This window comes from Stenotrophomonas sp. Bg11-02, from assembly GCF_002836635.1.
In the GTDB taxonomy this organism is placed as follows: Bacteria; Pseudomonadota; Gammaproteobacteria; order Xanthomonadales; family Xanthomonadaceae; genus Stenotrophomonas; species Stenotrophomonas lacuserhaii.
Genome location: NZ_PJAY01000001.1, coordinates 15,566 through 31,308 on the forward strand (window position 1 = coordinate 15,566; position 15,743 = coordinate 31,308).

General features: G+C 66.3%; 15 protein-coding genes. 9 read left to right on the forward strand and 6 right to left on the reverse strand.

The genetic code is table 11. The annotated features are described in order from the left end of the window. Positions 1 to 57: 57 nt before the first annotated feature. The 6 genes from rpmH (at position 58) to CXG43_RS00095 (ending at position 6,053) form a co-directional block, all read left to right on the forward strand. Positions 58 to 198, forward strand: coding sequence for a 50S ribosomal protein L34 (gene rpmH, locus CXG43_RS00070; RefSeq protein ID WP_006404565.1), 141 nt, complete (start codon positions 58 to 60; stop codon positions 196 to 198). Positions 199 to 203: 5 nt separating this feature from the next. Continuing rightward, positions 204 to 698 carry a ribonuclease P protein component gene (gene rnpA, locus CXG43_RS00075; protein ID WP_101098169.1) on the forward strand — a complete coding sequence of 165 codons (495 nt, stop codon included), beginning with the start codon at positions 204 to 206 and terminating at the stop codon, positions 696 to 698. After that, positions 698 to 2,395 (forward strand): membrane protein insertase YidC, encoded by a 1,698-nt coding sequence (gene yidC / locus CXG43_RS00080; protein WP_101098170.1) that lies wholly within the window; start codon positions 698 to 700, stop codon positions 2,393 to 2,395. The genes rnpA and yidC overlap by 1 nt, the downstream gene beginning before the upstream one ends. Positions 2,396 to 2,470: 75 nt before the next feature. After that, the gene (gene mnmE / locus CXG43_RS00085; RefSeq protein WP_198551397.1) at positions 2,471 to 3,823 is read left to right on the forward strand and encodes a tRNA uridine-5-carboxymethylaminomethyl(34) synthesis GTPase MnmE; all 1,353 of its coding nucleotides are present in this window, start codon (positions 2,471 to 2,473) and stop codon (positions 3,821 to 3,823) included. A gap of 71 nt (positions 3,824 to 3,894) precedes the next feature. Next, positions 3,895 to 4,890, forward strand: a complete 996-nt coding sequence (locus CXG43_RS00090; protein ID WP_198551396.1) for a PDDEXK nuclease domain-containing protein — start codon at positions 3,895 to 3,897, stop codon at positions 4,888 to 4,890. 71 nt (positions 4,891 to 4,961) lie between these two features. Continuing rightward, positions 4,962 to 6,053 carry a glycerophosphodiester phosphodiesterase gene (locus CXG43_RS00095; RefSeq protein ID WP_101098173.1) on the forward strand — a complete coding sequence of 364 codons (1,092 nt, stop codon included), beginning with the start codon at positions 4,962 to 4,964 and terminating at the stop codon, positions 6,051 to 6,053. 4 nt (positions 6,054 to 6,057) lie between these two features. Here CXG43_RS00095 and CXG43_RS00100 read toward each other — a convergent pair whose 3' ends face one another. From CXG43_RS00100 to CXG43_RS00110, 3 genes are all read right to left on the reverse strand, one after another. Continuing rightward, the gene (locus CXG43_RS00100; protein ID WP_101098174.1) at positions 6,058 to 6,261 is read right to left on the reverse strand and encodes a hypothetical protein; all 204 of its coding nucleotides are present in this window, start codon (positions 6,259 to 6,261) and stop codon (positions 6,058 to 6,060) included. A 338-nt stretch (positions 6,262 to 6,599) separates the two neighbouring features. Next, positions 6,600 to 7,376: a rhomboid family intramembrane serine protease gene (locus CXG43_RS00105; protein WP_101098175.1), complete on the reverse strand. Its 777-nt coding sequence runs from the start codon at positions 7,374 to 7,376 to the stop codon at positions 6,600 to 6,602. A 136-nt stretch (positions 7,377 to 7,512) separates the two neighbouring features. After that, on the reverse strand, positions 7,513 to 8,469 hold the full coding sequence (locus CXG43_RS00110) for a TerC family protein (RefSeq protein WP_042612151.1): 957 nt from the start codon (positions 8,467 to 8,469) through the stop codon (positions 7,513 to 7,515). 328 nt (positions 8,470 to 8,797) lie between these two features. On the opposite strand from CXG43_RS00110, the gene CXG43_RS00120 reads away from it, so the two are divergent. Further along, on the forward strand, positions 8,798 to 9,964 hold the full coding sequence (locus CXG43_RS00120; RefSeq protein ID WP_042612152.1) for a class I SAM-dependent rRNA methyltransferase: 1,167 nt from the start codon (positions 8,798 to 8,800) through the stop codon (positions 9,962 to 9,964). A 170-nt stretch (positions 9,965 to 10,134) separates the two neighbouring features. After that, positions 10,135 to 11,364: a dipeptidase gene (locus tag CXG43_RS00125; RefSeq protein ID WP_101098177.1), complete on the forward strand. Its 1,230-nt coding sequence runs from the start codon at positions 10,135 to 10,137 to the stop codon at positions 11,362 to 11,364. A gap of 59 nt (positions 11,365 to 11,423) precedes the next feature. Here the strand turns inward: CXG43_RS00125 and CXG43_RS00130 are convergent, their stop codons facing one another. From CXG43_RS00130 to CXG43_RS00140, 3 genes are all read right to left on the reverse strand, one after another. Beyond that, complete coding sequence (locus CXG43_RS00130; protein WP_101098178.1) at positions 11,424 to 12,851, reverse strand: amino acid permease; 1,428 nt, start codon at positions 12,849 to 12,851, stop codon at positions 11,424 to 11,426. Between the two features lie 136 nt (positions 12,852 to 12,987). Next, the gene (gene leuE / locus CXG43_RS00135; protein WP_101098179.1) at positions 12,988 to 13,620 is read right to left on the reverse strand and encodes a leucine efflux protein LeuE; all 633 of its coding nucleotides are present in this window, start codon (positions 13,618 to 13,620) and stop codon (positions 12,988 to 12,990) included. A gap of 94 nt (positions 13,621 to 13,714) precedes the next feature. Next, positions 13,715 to 14,635, reverse strand: coding sequence for a LysR family transcriptional regulator (locus CXG43_RS00140; RefSeq protein ID WP_182656604.1), 921 nt, complete (start codon positions 14,633 to 14,635; stop codon positions 13,715 to 13,717). Positions 14,636 to 14,727: 92 nt separating this feature from the next. Here CXG43_RS00140 and CXG43_RS00145 point away from each other — a divergent pair. Further along, a partial coding sequence (locus CXG43_RS00145; RefSeq protein WP_101098181.1) for a zinc-binding alcohol dehydrogenase family protein occupies positions 14,728 to 15,743 on the forward strand: 1,016 nt, incomplete at its 3' end.

Consider the following 15,743-nt stretch of genomic DNA (forward strand, 5'->3'; position numbering starts at 1 on the left):
GGTATGTACCTCTAGAATTTCCGGTTCTTTCCGTCCATTTCATACGAGAGGCCCAACATGGCCACCAAGCGCACTTTCCAGCCCAGCAACCTCAAGCGTAAGCGCGACCACGGTTTCCGTGCCCGTATGAAGACCGCTGACGGCCGCAAGATCCTGTCGCGTCGCCGCGCCAAGGGCCGCAAAGTCCTGAGCGCCTGATTGCCATGCCGCTCTCCGCGGCAGACGCAATCCTTCCGATAGTGAGTACTGCTGACCCGCGCAAGCGATTCCCTCGCTCTGCGCGGGTTCGCACGCGTGCCGAATATTCTACGGTCTTCAACGGCGCCCGCCGGGTGTCCGAACCGCTGATGACCCTTCACTGGCTGCCAGAAGACCGGCCGGCCAGGATGGGTCTGGCCGTTTCACGCAAGGTGGATCCGCACGCCGTAGGGCGTAACCGGATCAAGCGCGTCCTGCGCGACGCCTTGCGACATTGCCGCGCTGACCTGCTGCCGGGCGACATTGTCGTCGTGGCACGTAGTGCTGCGCGTGCCGCCAGCAACGATGAGATCCGCCAGGCCTTCCTGCGCCTGTTGCGACGCCTTGGAGCATTGCCCGCCCCGGTCGTGGACGGCACAATGCCGCCTTCCGACGGCGTCGCATCGCCTTCTTCGAACGAGCCGGCAACACGCCCCGGCACCGCAGAGCCTGTCCGCTGATGAACCAGACCCGTATTTTCCTTGTTTTTGCCTGGCTGATGGTGGCCGTGCTGTTGTGGATGGAGTGGGGCCGCGAAAAGGCTGCACCGCCGGTCACGCAGACCACGACCGCCGTGGCTGCTGCCACCCAGACCGTTCCCGGCGCCACGCCCGGCGGCGTGCCCGGTGCACAGGTTCCCGGCGCCACTGCCGCGGCGACCACCGCCCAGGCGGCCGCCACCCCGGCCACCCAGCGCGTGACCGTCACCACTGACGTGCTGCGCCTGGTGCTTGATGGCGGCCGTGTGCTGGACGCCGAGCTGCTGCAGTTCCCGCAGACCAAGGCCGACAACAGCCCGCCGGTGCGGCTGCTGACCGAAGACCCCGCGCATCCGTACAGCGCGATCAGTGGCTGGGCCAGTGAAGACAAGAGCGTGCCGGTCCCGGGCGCAGACGGCTTCAAGCTGGTCGGTGACCAGCGTGAGTTCGTGCTGGCCGAGGGCCAGAAGGAACTGCAGATCCCGTTCGTCTGGAACGGTCCGAACGGTGTAGTGATCGACCGCACCCTGACCCTGTCGCGCAACGAATACGCGATCAAGGTCAAGGACGTGGTCCGCAACCAGGGCACGGCGCCTTGGAACGGCTTCGTCTACCGCACGCTGGACCGCAGCCCGACCATCCTGTCGCGCAGCATGACCAACCCGGATTCCTTCAGCTTCAACGGCGCCACCTGGTTCAGCACCGAAGGCGGCTACGAGCGTCGTGCCTTCGCTGATTACATGGACGACGGTGCGCTGAACAAGAACATCACCGGCGGCTGGCTGGCGATGCTGCAGCATCACTTCTTCACCGCGTGGATCCCGCAGTCCGATCAGGTCGCGCACTACGTGCTGTCGCAGAACAACGGCCGTGACCAGATCGAAGCGCGTGGCCCGGCCTTCAATGTCGCCCCCGGCCAGCAGGTCAGCAGCGAAGCCCGCCTGTGGGTGGGTCCGAAGCTGGTCAACCTGATCGCCAAGGAAGACGTGAAGGGCCTGGACCGTGTGGTCGACTACAGCCGCTTCTCGCTGATGGCGGTGATCGGCCAGGGTCTGTTCTGGGTGTTGAACCAGGTGCACAAGCTGGTCAACAACTGGGGCTGGGCGATCGTCGGCCTGGTGGTGCTGCTGAAGATGGTGCTGTATCCGCTGTCGGCGGTGCAGTACAAGAGTGGTGCGAAGATGCGTCGCTTCCAGCCGCGCATCGCGCAGCTGAAGGAACGCTATGGCGATGACCGCCAGAAGTTCCAGACCGCGATGATGGAGCTGTACAAGAAGGAAAAGATCAATCCGATGGGCGGCTGCCTGCCGATCCTCATCCAGATGCCGATCTTCTTCGCCCTGTACTGGGTGCTGGTGGAGTCGGTCGAACTGCGCCAGGCGCCGTGGCTGGGCTGGATCCAGGACCTGACCGCGCGCGATCCGTACTTCATCCTGCCGGTGATCAACGTGGCAGTGATGTGGGCCACGCAGAAGCTGACCCCGGCACCGGGCATGGACCCGATGCAGCAGAAGATGATGCAGATGATGCCGATCGTGTTCGGCGTCATGATGGCCTTCATGCCGTCCGGCCTGGTGCTGTACTGGGTGGTCAACGGCGGCCTGGGCCTGCTGCAGCAGTGGTGGATGACCAAGCGCCATGGCGGCGATCCGGTCCCGGCCATCGCCACCAAGAAGTAAGCCGTACAGGAACCCGCCGCAAGGCGGGTTTCCTGCTTCTGGCCGACGGCAGACCAACCCCGCACAATGACCGCCATGGATACCACCGCTACCGACACCATCGTTGCCATCGCCACGGCCGCCGGCGCAGGCGGGGTGGGCATGCTGCGCCTTTCCGGGCCGCGTGCGGCGACCATCGCCCACCTGCTCGGGGCACCCGTGCTGCGTCCGCGCCACGCGCATTACGCGCGCCTGCGCGATGCCGACAACGAGGTGATCGACGACGGCATCGTGCTGTGGTTCCCGGCGCCGAACAGTTTCACCGGCGAAGAAGTGGTGGAACTGCAGGGCCATGGCAGCCCGGTGGTGTTGCAGCAGCTGGTTGCACGCTGCATCGCGCTCGGCGCGCGCCAGGCGCGGCCGGGTGAGTTCAGCGAGCGCGCATTCCTCAATGGAAAGCTGGATCTGGCCCAGGCCGAGGCGATCGCCGACCTGATCGCGGCCGGTGACCATCGCGCCGCACGCGCTGCACGCCGCTCATTGGACGGGGTGTTCTCGCGCCGCGTCGACGAGGTGGCCGAACAACTGGTCAGGTTGCGCATCCACGTCGAGGCCGCCATCGATTTCGCCGACGAACCGCTGGATACGCTGGGCGGTGAGCAGGTGCGGCGTGGCCTGCTGCAGGCACGTGAAACCTTGGCGCTGCTGCGCCGCGATGCCGAACGCGGCCGCCGCCTGCGTGATGGCCTGCATGCGGTGTTGATCGGCCCGCCGAACGCCGGCAAGAGTTCGCTGCTCAACGCGCTGGCCGGCAGCGAGCGGGCGATCGTCACCGACATCGCCGGCACTACCCGCGACACCCTGCGCGAGACCATCCGCCTGGACGGCCTGGAGCTGACCCTGGTGGATACCGCCGGCCTGCGCGATGGCGGTGATGCGATCGAACGCGAAGGCATGCGGCGTGCGCGGGTAGAGATCGAGCGCACGGATCTTGCGCTGATCGTGCTCGACGCACGCGATCCCGCCGCCGGTGAAGCGGCGATCGGCGCATCGGTGCTGGACGTGCCGCACAAGGTCTACATCCACAACAAATCCGACCTGCTGCCGGCCGGCACGGGGCAGGGCAGCGATGACCCGGACCGAGTGTTCGTGTCCGCCGCGACAGGTGCCGGCCTGGACGACCTGCATGCGCGCCTGCGTTCGATCGCCAGCGCCGGTGCCGGCGAACAGGTGGACGGTGAGTTCTCCGCGCGCACCCGCCATGTCGACGCCATCGAGCGCGCGCAGGAACATGCACTGCAGGCCGATGGCGAACTGGCCCACGAACACCTGGAACTGGCCGCCGAAGAACTCCGGCTGGCGCACGAGGCGCTGGGCGAGATCACCGGCGCGATGAGCGCCGACGACCTGCTCGGCCGGATCTTCTCCAGCTTCTGCATCGGCAAGTAGGGTGGGAGCCGCCTGGCAGAGCCGACTTCAGTCGGCTGCCTTGCAATGAGACGACGCCACTGGACGATTGGTTGGACGAGCTGAAACACCGCATCAATTCTGCCCAGCAACGCGCCGCGCTGGCCGTCAACCGTGAGCTCGTCCTGCTCTACTGGGAGATGGGACGGGACATCCTCGTCCGCCAGTCCGGGCAGGGATGGGGGAGCAAGGTCATCGATCGCCTGGCCCATGATCTCAGGCTGGCCTTCCCCCACGCCAAGGGCTTCTCGCCGCGAAACCTCAAGTACATGCGTGCCTTCGCCGACGCCTGGCCGGACCCGGCATTTGTGCAAGAGGTGCTTGCACAATTACCGTGGTATCACCAACTGACTCTGCTGGAAAAGCTGTCGACTGCCCCACAACGCATCTGGTACGCGAACCAGGCCATACAGCACAACTGGTCGCGGAGCGTGCTGGCGCTGAACATTGAAGGAAAACTACTCGAGCGCACTGGCAACGCGATCACCAATTTCGAGCTGCGCCTGCCCAAGGCGCATTCAGACCTCGCCCGCGAAACACTCAAAGATCCCTATCGGTTCGACTTTCTTGCGGTAGGACGCGAGGCCAGCGAGCGCGAGCTGGAAGACGGCCTGGTCCGGCACGCCACTGATTTTCTCCTGGAGCTCGGCGCCGGTTTCGCATTCGTAGGCAGGCAGGTGCTCATCGAAGTGGCGGGGGAAGAGTTCTTCATCGATCTACTGTTCTACCACCTGCACCTTCGCTGCTATGTCGTCGTAGAGCTGAAGGCGGGCAAGTTCAAACCCGAGCACCTGGGGCAACTGGGTTTCTATCTGACGGCCGTGAACCAGCAGAAGAAGCGGGCCGATGACAATCCAACCCTCGGACTGCTGTTGTGCAAGGAGCGCAACAAAGTCGTGGCGGAGTACGCCTTGAGTGAGAACGTGCAACCGATGGGGGTTGCCGAGTACAAGGTGCTGGGACCGCTGCCCGAACCGCTGCAGACAAGCCTGCCCAGCATCGAACAGCTCGAGAAAGAGCTTGCAGACGACCCGACCCTGGCCGGGTGACCGAGCTACCTCCCCCTGTCATATTGCAGACGCATACTCGCCGCATTCGTCATCCACCAAGGGGATAGTCCGTGAAGTCGTGGGGTTGTGCAGTGCTGTTGTCGCTGGCCGTGGCACCATCGTTGGCCATGAGCGCCGAATCTTCATCAGCTGCACCGGGCAAGGCCTCGGTCTATGCCCACCGCGGGGCCAGTGCGCTGCTGCCCGAACACACCTTGGCGGCCTATGCACAGGCCATCACCGATGGCGCCGATTACATCGAGCCGGACCTGGTGATGACCAAGGACGGGCAGCTGGTGGCCCGCCACGAGAACGAGATCGGCGGGACCACCGACGTCGCTTCCCGCGGGGAGTTCGCCGATCGCCGCACCACAAGGACCATCGACGGTGAACAGGTCGAGGGCTGGTTCACCGAAGACTTCACCCTGGCCGAACTGAAGACGCTCTACGCACGCGAGCGCCTGCCACAGCAGCGCAGCACCGCCTTCGACGGGCAGTTCCGCATTGCCAGCTTCGATGAAATCCTGGCCTTCCTGGTGCAGCAGGCCGGCCGTGCCAACCGGGGCATCGGGCTGGTACCGGAGATCAAGCACCCCAGCTACTTCCAGTCCATCGGCCTGCCGATGGAAGACAAAGTGCTGGCCGCGCTGCAGGCCAACCCGTATACCAAGGTGGGTCCGGTGACGCTGCAGTCCTTCGAGACCGCCAACCTGCGCTACCTGCGCGGCAAGATCGGCCGCGCCAGCAACATCCGCCTGCTGCAGCTGACCTGGAAGGGCGACGCCAAGCCGGCCGATGTGGCCAGGGCGGGCGGCGCACTGACCTATGCACAGATGCTGACGCCTGCCGGTCTGGCGGACATCGCGACCTACGCTGACGGCATCGGGCCGGAGCTGCGTTCGATCATTCCGCTGGACGGCAAGGGCGCGCTGGGTGAGCCGACCACGCTGGTACAAGATGCGCATGCGGCGGGATTGATGGTGGTTCCCTACACCTTCCGCCCGGAGAATCTTTTCATCGCCGCCAACCTGCGCAGCGGTGATGCCAACGCACGCAACCCCGATGGCTCCATCGCTGAAATGCGCGCCTACCTCGCCACCGGCATCGATGCGTTCTTCACTGATGATCCGGCGCTGGGGCGCAAGGCCGTCGACGGTCGCTGAGCCGCTACTTGCCGGCAGACAGGCTGGAGCCGCGGCCGCGGCGCAACGGACAGCGACGCGGGTCGCCACATCGGCAGCAGCGACTGGCCACGGGATCGCGCGACGCGATATGCAACACCAGCAGGCCCACGACCAGCAGCAGGCCGCCAATCACCAGATACAGCAGCGTGTCGTCGATCGATGTGCCAAGGGGCGGGACGGCTCCCATGCGGTGTTTCCTCGCAGCTGGCCACGTGCATGCAGCGCGGTGGCGGACGGTGCGGGTTGGCGTGCCGGCGCTCCAGGTCAATAGAAACGGGACGCCAAACCCGGCTGGGCCTGTGGGCTCCAGCCGGTACATGGTGGACAAGGCGGTCAAGCCGCGTCTATGACGGAAATTTGAAAGTGGAGGAGCGTGACGACCAACGGTCGTCACCCACCAGAAGCAGCCAACGGTCGTCACCCACCAGAAGCAGCCAACGGTCGTCACCCACCAGAAGCAGCCAACGGTCGTCACCCACCAAGCCAATCAACGGTCGTGACCCACCAGCAAAGGCCGTCCGGCGATCAGCGCGGTGCGTCATCCTGGCCTGAACGCCGGAACGGCAGCACCACGTAGTCGTGGCCTTCGCGTGGCTGCCACAGCACCGGCACCTGGCGCGGCGAGGGCGGCTCCAGCTCGTCGTCGGGCAGCGCTTCGATGGCATCTTCTTCGTCTTCCCAGCTGTAGCGCGGGCGGGCCGCCATCGGGTCGCTGTTGCGGAACAGCAGCGCGGCGATGATGCCGGCGAATGCGCCGCCCATGTGCGACTGCCAGGACACCCCAGGGGTATGCGGCAGCACGGTCATCAACATTCCGCCGTAGAACAGCATGCCGATCAGCCCGGTGGCGATGGCGGCGCGGTCGCGGCGCAGCAGGCCCAGGCTGGCCAGCAGGAACATCAGGCCGTGGGTGACGCCACTGGCGCCGAGGTGACGGCTGCCCGGGTCGCCCAGCAGCCAGGCGCCGACGCCGGAGCCGATCCACAGCAGCGGCAGCGCGCGCAGGGTCGCCTTCGGATAGACGCTGCCCGCCAGCGTGCCGAGGATCAGCAGGGCCACGCTGTTGGCGGCGATGTGTTCCACCGATCCATGCAGCAGCGGCGCACCGAGCAGGCCCAGCAGCCCGGCCATTTCCAACGGTGCCACGGCCCATGGCCGCCAGTCGAAGTAATCCTGCAGCGCGAATACCGCGACCAGCAGCACCACGGCGCCGAGGCTCAGGTTGAAGGCACGCAGGATGCGCAGGCGGTCGGGAGGCGGGGCCGGGTCGGCGCCGGCGGGCACGGGTGCGTTGGCGTTCATATCCAAGCAATGGCGGTGGCGGGGGCGAAACCAACCCCGGCGGGGTGGGAAAATAAAACGGGCCGGCGGGACAATCCCGGCCGACCCGTTACTGCAGCGCGCGCTGCCGGCCCCGCAGGGCCGGTAACGCGCTCGATCAGGCCTTGTCGTGCTTCGGCGGGATCTTCAGGCTCAGCACCACGGTGATGGCGATGATCAGCGCGACCACGCCCAGCGAGATCGGGGTCGGGATCTTGAACAGGTCGATGATCATCATCTTGATGCCGATGAAGCCCAGCACCAGCGCCAGACCGTACGGCAGCAGGTGGAAGCGATCGGCCATGCCGGCCAGCAGGAAGAACATCGCGCGCAGGCCCAGCACCGCGAACACGTTCGAGGTCAGCACGATGAACGGGTCGGTGGTGATGGCGAAGATGGCCGGAATGCTGTCCACCGCGAAGATCACGTCGGTCACCGCGATCAGGATCAGCACCGCGAACAGCGGGGTGTACCAGCGCTTGCCATCGCGCATCACGCTCATCGCATTACCGGCGTAGTCCGGCAGCAGGCGCAGGTGCTTGCGCATCCAGCGCAGCGCCGGGTTGGTCTCCAAATCAGGCTCCTGACCGGCCGAGAACCACATCTTCCAGCCGGTGAACAGCAGGAAGGCACCAAACACGTAGAGCAGCCAATGGAACTTGGTGATCAGCACGCTGCCGGCGAAGATCATGATCGTTCGCAGCACGATTGCGCCCAGGATGCCGATGATCAGCACCTTCTGCCGCTGTTCCTCAGGCACCGCGAAGTAGCCCATGATCATCAGGAAGACAAAGATGTTGTCGACGGCCAGCGCCTTTTCGACCAGATAGCCGGTGAGGAACTCCAGGCCGACCTTGTTGGCCACCACCTGTCCGGCGGTCTCGTTCAGGTAGTACCAGAGGCCACCGTTGAAGGCCAGGGCGAGCAGCACCCAGCCGATCGACCACCACAGGGCCTCCTTGAAGGTGACCTTGTGCGGGCCGCCGTGGCGCATCAACACCAGATCGACCAGCAGCGCGATGATCACCACCGCGCCGAAGCCGAGCCATAACCACAAATTACCGATCGTCTGCATGGGTTTGTCCGTTGGGAAAAAGAAAAAAGCCTCAAGCCGGACGGCGAGGATCTGCAACGGAGGATCGGGAGGGGGATCCAGGGACAGAGCTTCGCCGTACGGCGAAGGTCTCGCTCGCAGCCCCGATGTGGTGGGACTGCCGTTGCACCGGAGCCTGCGGGCTCGAATTGACGGCGACAACGTTGGGAGCTACTCCCCTTCTGGGGCCGATTCTGCGGGCATCCCGGCGCCGCGTCAATCACCGGGTAGTGACGGCTGCTGGCCGTCAATCGCGCGAATCGCGGGGACGGTCGGCGGCCCTGCCCACCCCAGCGATTACAATAGCCCGATGAATACCTCTGCCCCCTCAGTCCGTCTCAAGAATGCCTGGCGTTCCAGCCACCCGTGGATCTTCCAGAAACTGGTCGAAAAACCGGCCGTCCGGCCCAAGCCCGGCACCATCGTGGATGTCTTCGGCGTGGAAGGGGACTTCATCGGGCGGGGCTTCTACAACGGGCATTCGCGCATCGCCGTGCGCATCCTGGAAACCGACGAGCGCGTGCCGGTCGACGCCGGCTGGTTCTCGCGCAAGATCGCCCAGGCGGTGGAACTGCGCCGTGACGTGCTGAAGCTGGATGCGGTCAGCGATGCGTGGCGCGTGGTGCACAGCGAAGGCGACGGCCTGTCCGGGCTGGTGGTGGACCGTTACGGCGACCTGGTGGTCGTGGAATTCTTCGCCGCCGGCATGTTCCGTCACCGCGAATGGATCTACGAGGCGCTGAGCGAGCAGTTCCCGGGCTGTCGCTTCCACAGCTTCGCCGACGAACACGTGCAGAAGCAGGAAAGCTTCGATTTCCATGGCAACACCACCACCGAGGCCTCGGTGATCACCGAGTACGGCGTGAAGTTCCGTGCCGACCCGGCCGGCGCGCACAAGACCGGCTTCTTCGCCGACCAGCGCGACAACCGCGAGTGGCTGAGCCAGCAGGTCGAAGGCAAGACCGTGCTCGACCTGTGCTGCAACACCGGCGGTTTCGCGGTGTACGCCGCCGCACGCGGCGCCAGTGAAGTGGTGGGCATCGACATCGACGAGGACGTGATCCAGATCGCCAAGGGCAACGCCAAGCTCAACAACGTGCGGCCGAAGTTCGTGCAGTCCGACATCTTCCCGTGGCTGCGCGATGCGGCCAACCGCGGCGAGCAGTACGACGTGGTGATTCTGGACCCGGCGAAGATGACCCGTGACCGCGACCAGGTCATCAGCGCGCTGAAGAAGTACCTGGACATGAACAAGCTGGCGCTCGGCGTGGTCAAGCCGGGTGGCCTGTTCGCCACGTTCTCGTGCACCGGCCTGGTGGCCGAAGACCAGTTCCTGGACATGCTGCGACGTGCAGCGTTCTATTCCGGCCGCACCATCCAGATCCTCAAGGTCTCCGGCGCCGGTCCCGACCATCCGTTCATGGCCCACGTGCAGGAATCGCGTTACCTCAAGGCGGTGTTCTGCCGCGTGCTGTAACCGCAAACCCGGTGGGTGAGGACCAAACCCGGTGAGAACCAAACCCGGTTGGTGACGACCAAACCCGGTGGGTGACGACCGTTGGTCGTCACCGCTTCCGCACCCGCCCACCTACCCAGCCCAGCGCGTCAGCGTTATCGTCAGGTCTCCCCGTCCCCGGTGAGACCTGCATGATCCTGCGTCGCCTGCCGCTGCTGCTCGCCCTGGCGCTCAGCACGCCGCTGTCCGTCCATGCCATCGATTTCAGCCCCGCCGAACTGCAGCGCGCCAAGTCCCTGCAGCAGCGCCTGCTGACTCTGGACAGCCATCTGGATACGCCGGCCAACTTCGCCCGCGATGGCTTCGACATCGACAACCGCCATGACCACAACGCGTTGTCCCAGGTGGACTACCCGCGCATGGTGGAAGGGGCGCTGGATGGTGGCTTCTGGGCGATCTACACCGGCCAGGGTGACCGCAGTGCCGCGGCCCACCAGCGTGACCGCGATGCCGGCCTGCAGCGGTTGCTCGACATCCGCACCATGCTGGCCGCCAACGGCGACCGCTTCGCGCTGGCGCTGACCCCTGCCGATGCCGTGCGGATCAAGGCCGGCGGCAAGCGCGTGGTGTTCATCAGCATGGAAAACGCCAGTCCGCTGGTGGCCGACCCCAGCCTGCTGGGCTTCTACCACCAGGCCGGGCTGCGCATGCTGAGCACCGTGCACTTCGCCACCAACGAGTTCGCCGATTCGGCCACCAACCCGAAGGGCCCGGAGTGGAACGGACTGAGCCCGGCCGGCCGTGCGTTGGTCAACGAGGCGGTGAAACGGGGCATCGTCATCGACCAGTCGCATGCGTCCGATGCAGTGTTCGACCAGCTCATCGCGATGATGCCGGTACCGTTCGTGCTGTCGCACAGCTCAGCCAGGGCGATCCACGACCACCCGCGCAATCTGGACGATGCGCGCCTGCGCCAGCTGGCCAAGGCCGGCGGGGTGATCCAGGTGAACGCCTATGGCGGCTATCTGGTGGATCCCGGCAAAAGCCCCGAGCGCAAAGACGCCGAAGACGCGCTGAGCAAGCGGCTGGGCGGTTGGGAAGGCATGAGCATCGCGCAGGGCGAGGAACTGCAGCGCGGGGAAGAGGCGCTGGACAGGCAGTACCCGGTGCGCCACGCCAGCCTGGATGACTTCTTCGCGCACATGGGCCACATCCTCGACGTGGTGGGCCCCGAACACGTTGGCATCGGCCTGGATTGGGACGGCGGCGGCGGCCTGACCGACCTGCGCGATGTCAGCCAGCTGCCGAAGATCACCGCCTGGCTGCTGCGCCGCGGTTACGACGAAAAGCAGATCGCCGGCATCTGGGGCGGCAACCTGCTGCGGGTGATGCAGCAGGCGCAGGACTACGCCCGCCCCTGACCACGCGCTAGTGACGGCCGCCGGCCGTCACCGGATTGATGGCCAGCGGCCGGCATTACCTACCGGCCCAGCACCGCATTGCGGCGGCTGTACAGGAAGTACACCGCCAGCCCGATCACGTTCCAGATCAGGAAATACAACTGCGTGCTCTGCGGCAGGCTGAAGAACAGGTACACACAGCCCAGCGCGGCCGCCGGGCCGACGATCCAGGCCAGCGGCGTGCGGAAGGTACGAGCGCGGTCCGGCTCACGGCGGCGCATCACCACCAGGCACACGCCCACTGCGGTGAAGGCGGCCAGCGTGCCGGCGTTGGCCAGTGCGGCGATTTCATCCAGCCGCGCCACGCCGGCCAGTGCCGATACCAGCAGGGCACTGAACAAGGTGGTCGCCACCGGCGTGCCGGTGCGCTTGCTGACATTGGACAGGCGGCGCGGCAGCATGCCGTCGCGGCCCATGACGAAGAACACCCGGCTCTGGCCGAACATGAAAGCCAACAGCACGGTGGGCAAGGCCACGATGGCCACGATGCCGATGATCAGCGCGGCGGTCGGGTGACCCAGCTGGCGCATGATCAGCGCCAGCGGCTCGGCACTGCTGCCGAACACCGCATAGCTCATCGCACCGACGGCGGCCAGCGCGACCAGCATGTAGATGATGGTGCAGCCGACCATCGAACCAATGATGCCGATCGACAGATCGCGGCCCGGATTCTTGGTTTCTTCGGCGGCGGTGGCGATCGCATCGAAGCCGTAGAAAGCGAAGAAGATGATCGCCGCCGCCGCCATCACGCCACGCTCCAGCCCATCCGGGCCCAGCGATTTGGCGAAGCCATAGGGCATGAACGGCTGCAGGTTGGCGCTGTCGAAGGCGGGCAGCGCCACCGCCACGAACACGCCCAGCGCGATGATCTTCAACACCACCAGCACCGCGTTGAGCGTGGCGCTTTCCTTGGTGCCCAGCATCAGGCCACCCGCCACCAGCCAGGTGATCAGCACGGCCGGCAGATTGAACAACCCCCCTTCCACGTGCGGACCCGCCGACAGCGCCAGCGGCAGGCGGATGTCGATGCCCATCTGGTTGTTCACCCATTCCAGGAAGCCGACGAAGTAGCCGGACCAGCCGACCGCCACGGTACTCACCACCAGCGAGTACTCCAGGATCAGGCTCCAGCCGACCACCCACGCGAAGATTTCGCCGAGCGCGGTGTAACTGTAGGTATAGGCACTGCCCGAGGCCGGCATCATCGTTGCCAGCTCGGCATAGGACAGCGCGGCGCAGGCGCAGACCGCACCGGCGATGGCGAAGGAGATCAACACCGCCGGGCCGGCCAGGTTGGCGCCCACACCGATCAGCGTATAGATGCCGGTGCCGACGATGGCGCCGATACCCAGCGCGATCAGGTGCGGCCAACTCAGTGTGCGGACCAGCTGCCTTCCGGCTTCATGGACGGTGACGGTATCCAGGGATTTGCGCCGGAGCAAAGACATTCGGGCCTCGTGGTGACTGGGAACGACAAGTGCCCGAGTGTGACCGAATGCGGCGCAGCATTACTACTGACGGACGCTCATTGACAAACCGCTTGGCGCTGCACCCGGCAACCGCTGCCGGAATCGGCACAATGGCTCAGCCATTCAGTCCGAGCCGGATGCCGAAGCCCAGCAGGAACACCCCGGCCACGCGCCGCAACACGTCGCTGATGCGCGGATGCTGGATCAACCGACGGCGAGCCAGGTTGCCCGCCCCGATCAGCAGCGAGCAGTACGCCACGCTGACCACGAAGATGATCCCGGCCAGTGCCGCGAAGGTGGCCACGCCCTGGTGCTGGCGCGGGTCGATGAACAGCGGCAGGAAGGCCATGTAGAACAGGATGGCTTTCGGGTTGAGCAGGCTGACCAGGATCGCCTGGCGGAAATAGTGGCCCGGCGCCAGCCGCACGCTGCCCGGCAGGTCGCTGCCGTCGGCTTTCGGCGTGCGCAGCAGGCTGATGCCCACCCACACCAGGTAGGCCGCGCCCAGGTACTGCACGGCATGGAACACGGTCGGGTTGGCTTTCAGCAGCGCGGCCACGCCGGCCAACGCCAGCCACATCAGGATCTGGTCGCCCACCAGCAGGCCGGCCAACGCCGTGTAGCCCCCCCGCACGCCACCGCGGCCGGTGGCGGTGAGCAGGGTGAAGGTGCCTGGACCCGGCAGGGCCAGGAACACCAGCACGGCGACCAGGAAGGTCCACAGGTCCTGGATGCCCATCCACGGCATGGCGGCTCACTCGTTCAACGCAGGGGGCTTCATTGTAGTGACGGCCAGCGGCCGTCACCCACCAATGCGGAGAGCTGACGGCCAGCGGCCGTCACTACCGTGCGGTGGGCAACCCTTGCAGCAACGGCGTCAGCCGCTCACCCAGGAACCCATGCAGCTGCCGCACCGCCGGCGAAAACTGTTTGCGGTGCGGGCAGACCAGGTTCAACGGCAGGCTCTCGCCCTGGCCGTCCAGCAGCACCTCCAGGCGTCCTGCACGCACGTCATCGCCAACATCCAGCCACGATTTGTAGGCGATGCCTTCCCCGGCCACCGCCCAGCGCCGCACCACGTCGGCGTCGTCGCACAGCATCGCGCCACGCACGGCCACCACGCTGCGGCGGCCGTCCTGTTCAAAACTCCAGCGATCGTGGGTGCGGCCGCCCAGCTGGTACAGCAGGCAGGCGTGGTCCTTCAGCGCATCCAGACTGTCCGGCGCCGGGTGCGCCTGCAGGTAGGCGGGAGACGCCACCAGCACGCGGCGGTTGCCCGCCAGCAGCGGCAGGGCGACATAGCTGGCGTTGTCGAAGCGGCCCAACCGGAAGGCGATATCGACCGGATCGCGGAACACGTCGGCCACCTGGTCGGACAGCTGCAGATGCAGCTGCAGCCGCGGATGCGCGCGGCGGAACGCGGTCAGCCAGGGCAGCAGCACGTTGCGGCCCAGGTCCGATGGCGCGGCCACCTGCAGGGTGCCGGCCAGTTCGGCGGCTTCACCCTGTACCCGCGCCTGGCCTTCGCGCAGCGCTGCCAGGCCTTCCTGCGCATAAGGCAGGTACTGCGCACCTTCGGCCGTCAGGCGCAGGCTGCGGGTGGTGCGCACGAACAGCCGCAGGTCAAGCTCGCGCTCCAGCCGCGCGATCGCTGCGGCCACCTGGCCGGGCAGCAGATCGACCTCGCGCGCTGCACGGCTGAAACTGCCCAGCGCCGCGGTGCGCACGAACAGCTGCAGGTCGTCGAACCGGACCATTTTCACCACAACAGAGAAAGTGATGCCTGATTCTGCGCCTTTCCAGCGTCACCTGCAGCGTCCATCCTGAGCGCCTCCCCCCGCTGCGGAGTTACCCCATGCGCGCTGTTGCCTATACCCACGCCGGCCTGTCGCCGGACGACGCCAGATCGCTGGTCGATATCGATCTGGACACCCCCACCCCGGGCCCACGCGACCTTCGCGTGGCAGTCAAGGCAGTGGCGGTGAACCCGGTCGATGCCAAGGTGCGCCGCAACGCCGCCACCGAAACCCCGCGCGTGCTCGGCTTCGACGCCGTGGGCGTGGTGGATGCGGTGGGCAGTGAGGTCACCCTGTTCCAGCCCGGTGACGAGGTCTACTACGCCGGCGCCATCGATCGTGCCGGCAGCAACGCCGAATACCAGCTGGTGGACGAGCGCATCGTCGGCCGCAAGCCGTCCAGCCTGGACGATGCCAGCGCTGCGGCGCTGCCGCTGACCGCGATCACTGCCTGGGAACTGCTGTTCGACCGCCTGCGCATCGCCGAGGGCACCGGCGAAGGCCAGACCCTGCTGGTGATCGGCGCGGCCGGCGGCGTCGGCTCGATCCTGGTGCAGCTGGCGCGCCAGCTGACCAGGCTGACCGTGGTCGGCACCGCCTCGCGCCCGGAAACCCAGGACTGGGTGTACGCGCTGGGCGCGCACCATGTCATCGACCACAGCCAGCCGCTGTCCGAAGGCCTGGCGCGGCTTGGCATCGCGCACGTCGAGCACGTGGCCAGCCTGACCCACACCGACCAGCATTACGCGCAGATCATCGAAGTGCTGGCACCGCAGGGCCAGCTCGGCCTGATCGACGACCCCGGCCAGCTGGACGTGATGGCGCTGAAGCGCAAATGCGCCTCGCTGCACTGGGAGTTCATGTTCGCCCGGCCGCTGCACCAGACCGCCGACATGCAGCAGCAGCACGCCCTGCTCAACCGCGTGGCCGGCCTGATCGATGCCGGCGTACTGCGCACCACGCTGGGCGAAAACCTGGGCCGCATCAGCGCCGCCAACCTGCGCCGCGCGCACGCACTGATCGAAAGCCAGAAAGCCAAGGGCAAGATCGTACTGCGGTCTCTGATACACATCTC

Excerpts from the sequence above, each read along its gene's own strand:
- CXG43_RS00120 (WP_042612152.1), top strand. The coding sequence starts at position 8,798 with ATGAATACCTCTGCCCCCTCAGTCCGTCTCAAGAATGCCTGGCGTTCC.
- CXG43_RS00105 (WP_101098175.1), bottom strand. The coding sequence starts at position 7,376 with ATGAACGCCAACGCACCCGTGCCCGCCGGCGCCGACCCGGCCCCGCCT.
- CXG43_RS00110 (WP_042612151.1), bottom strand. The coding sequence starts at position 8,469 with ATGCAGACGATCGGTAATTTGTGGTTATGGCTCGGCTTCGGCGCGGTG.
- CXG43_RS00100 (WP_101098174.1), bottom strand. The coding sequence starts at position 6,261 with ATGGGAGCCGTCCCGCCCCTTGGCACATCGATCGACGACACGCTGCTG.
- CXG43_RS00130 (WP_101098178.1), bottom strand. The coding sequence starts at position 12,851 with ATGTCTTTGCTCCGGCGCAAATCCCTGGATACCGTCACCGTCCATGAA.
- mnmE (WP_198551397.1), top strand. The coding sequence starts at position 2,471 with ATGGATACCACCGCTACCGACACCATCGTTGCCATCGCCACGGCCGCC.
- rpmH (WP_006404565.1), top strand. The coding sequence starts at position 58 with ATGGCCACCAAGCGCACTTTCCAGCCCAGCAACCTCAAGCGTAAGCGC.
- yidC (WP_101098170.1), top strand. The coding sequence starts at position 698 with ATGAACCAGACCCGTATTTTCCTTGTTTTTGCCTGGCTGATGGTGGCC.
- leuE (WP_101098179.1), bottom strand. The coding sequence starts at position 13,620 with ATGCCGTGGATGGGCATCCAGGACCTGTGGACCTTCCTGGTCGCCGTG.
- rnpA (WP_101098169.1), top strand. The coding sequence starts at position 204 with ATGCCGCTCTCCGCGGCAGACGCAATCCTTCCGATAGTGAGTACTGCT.
- CXG43_RS00125 (WP_101098177.1), top strand. The coding sequence starts at position 10,135 with ATGATCCTGCGTCGCCTGCCGCTGCTGCTCGCCCTGGCGCTCAGCACG.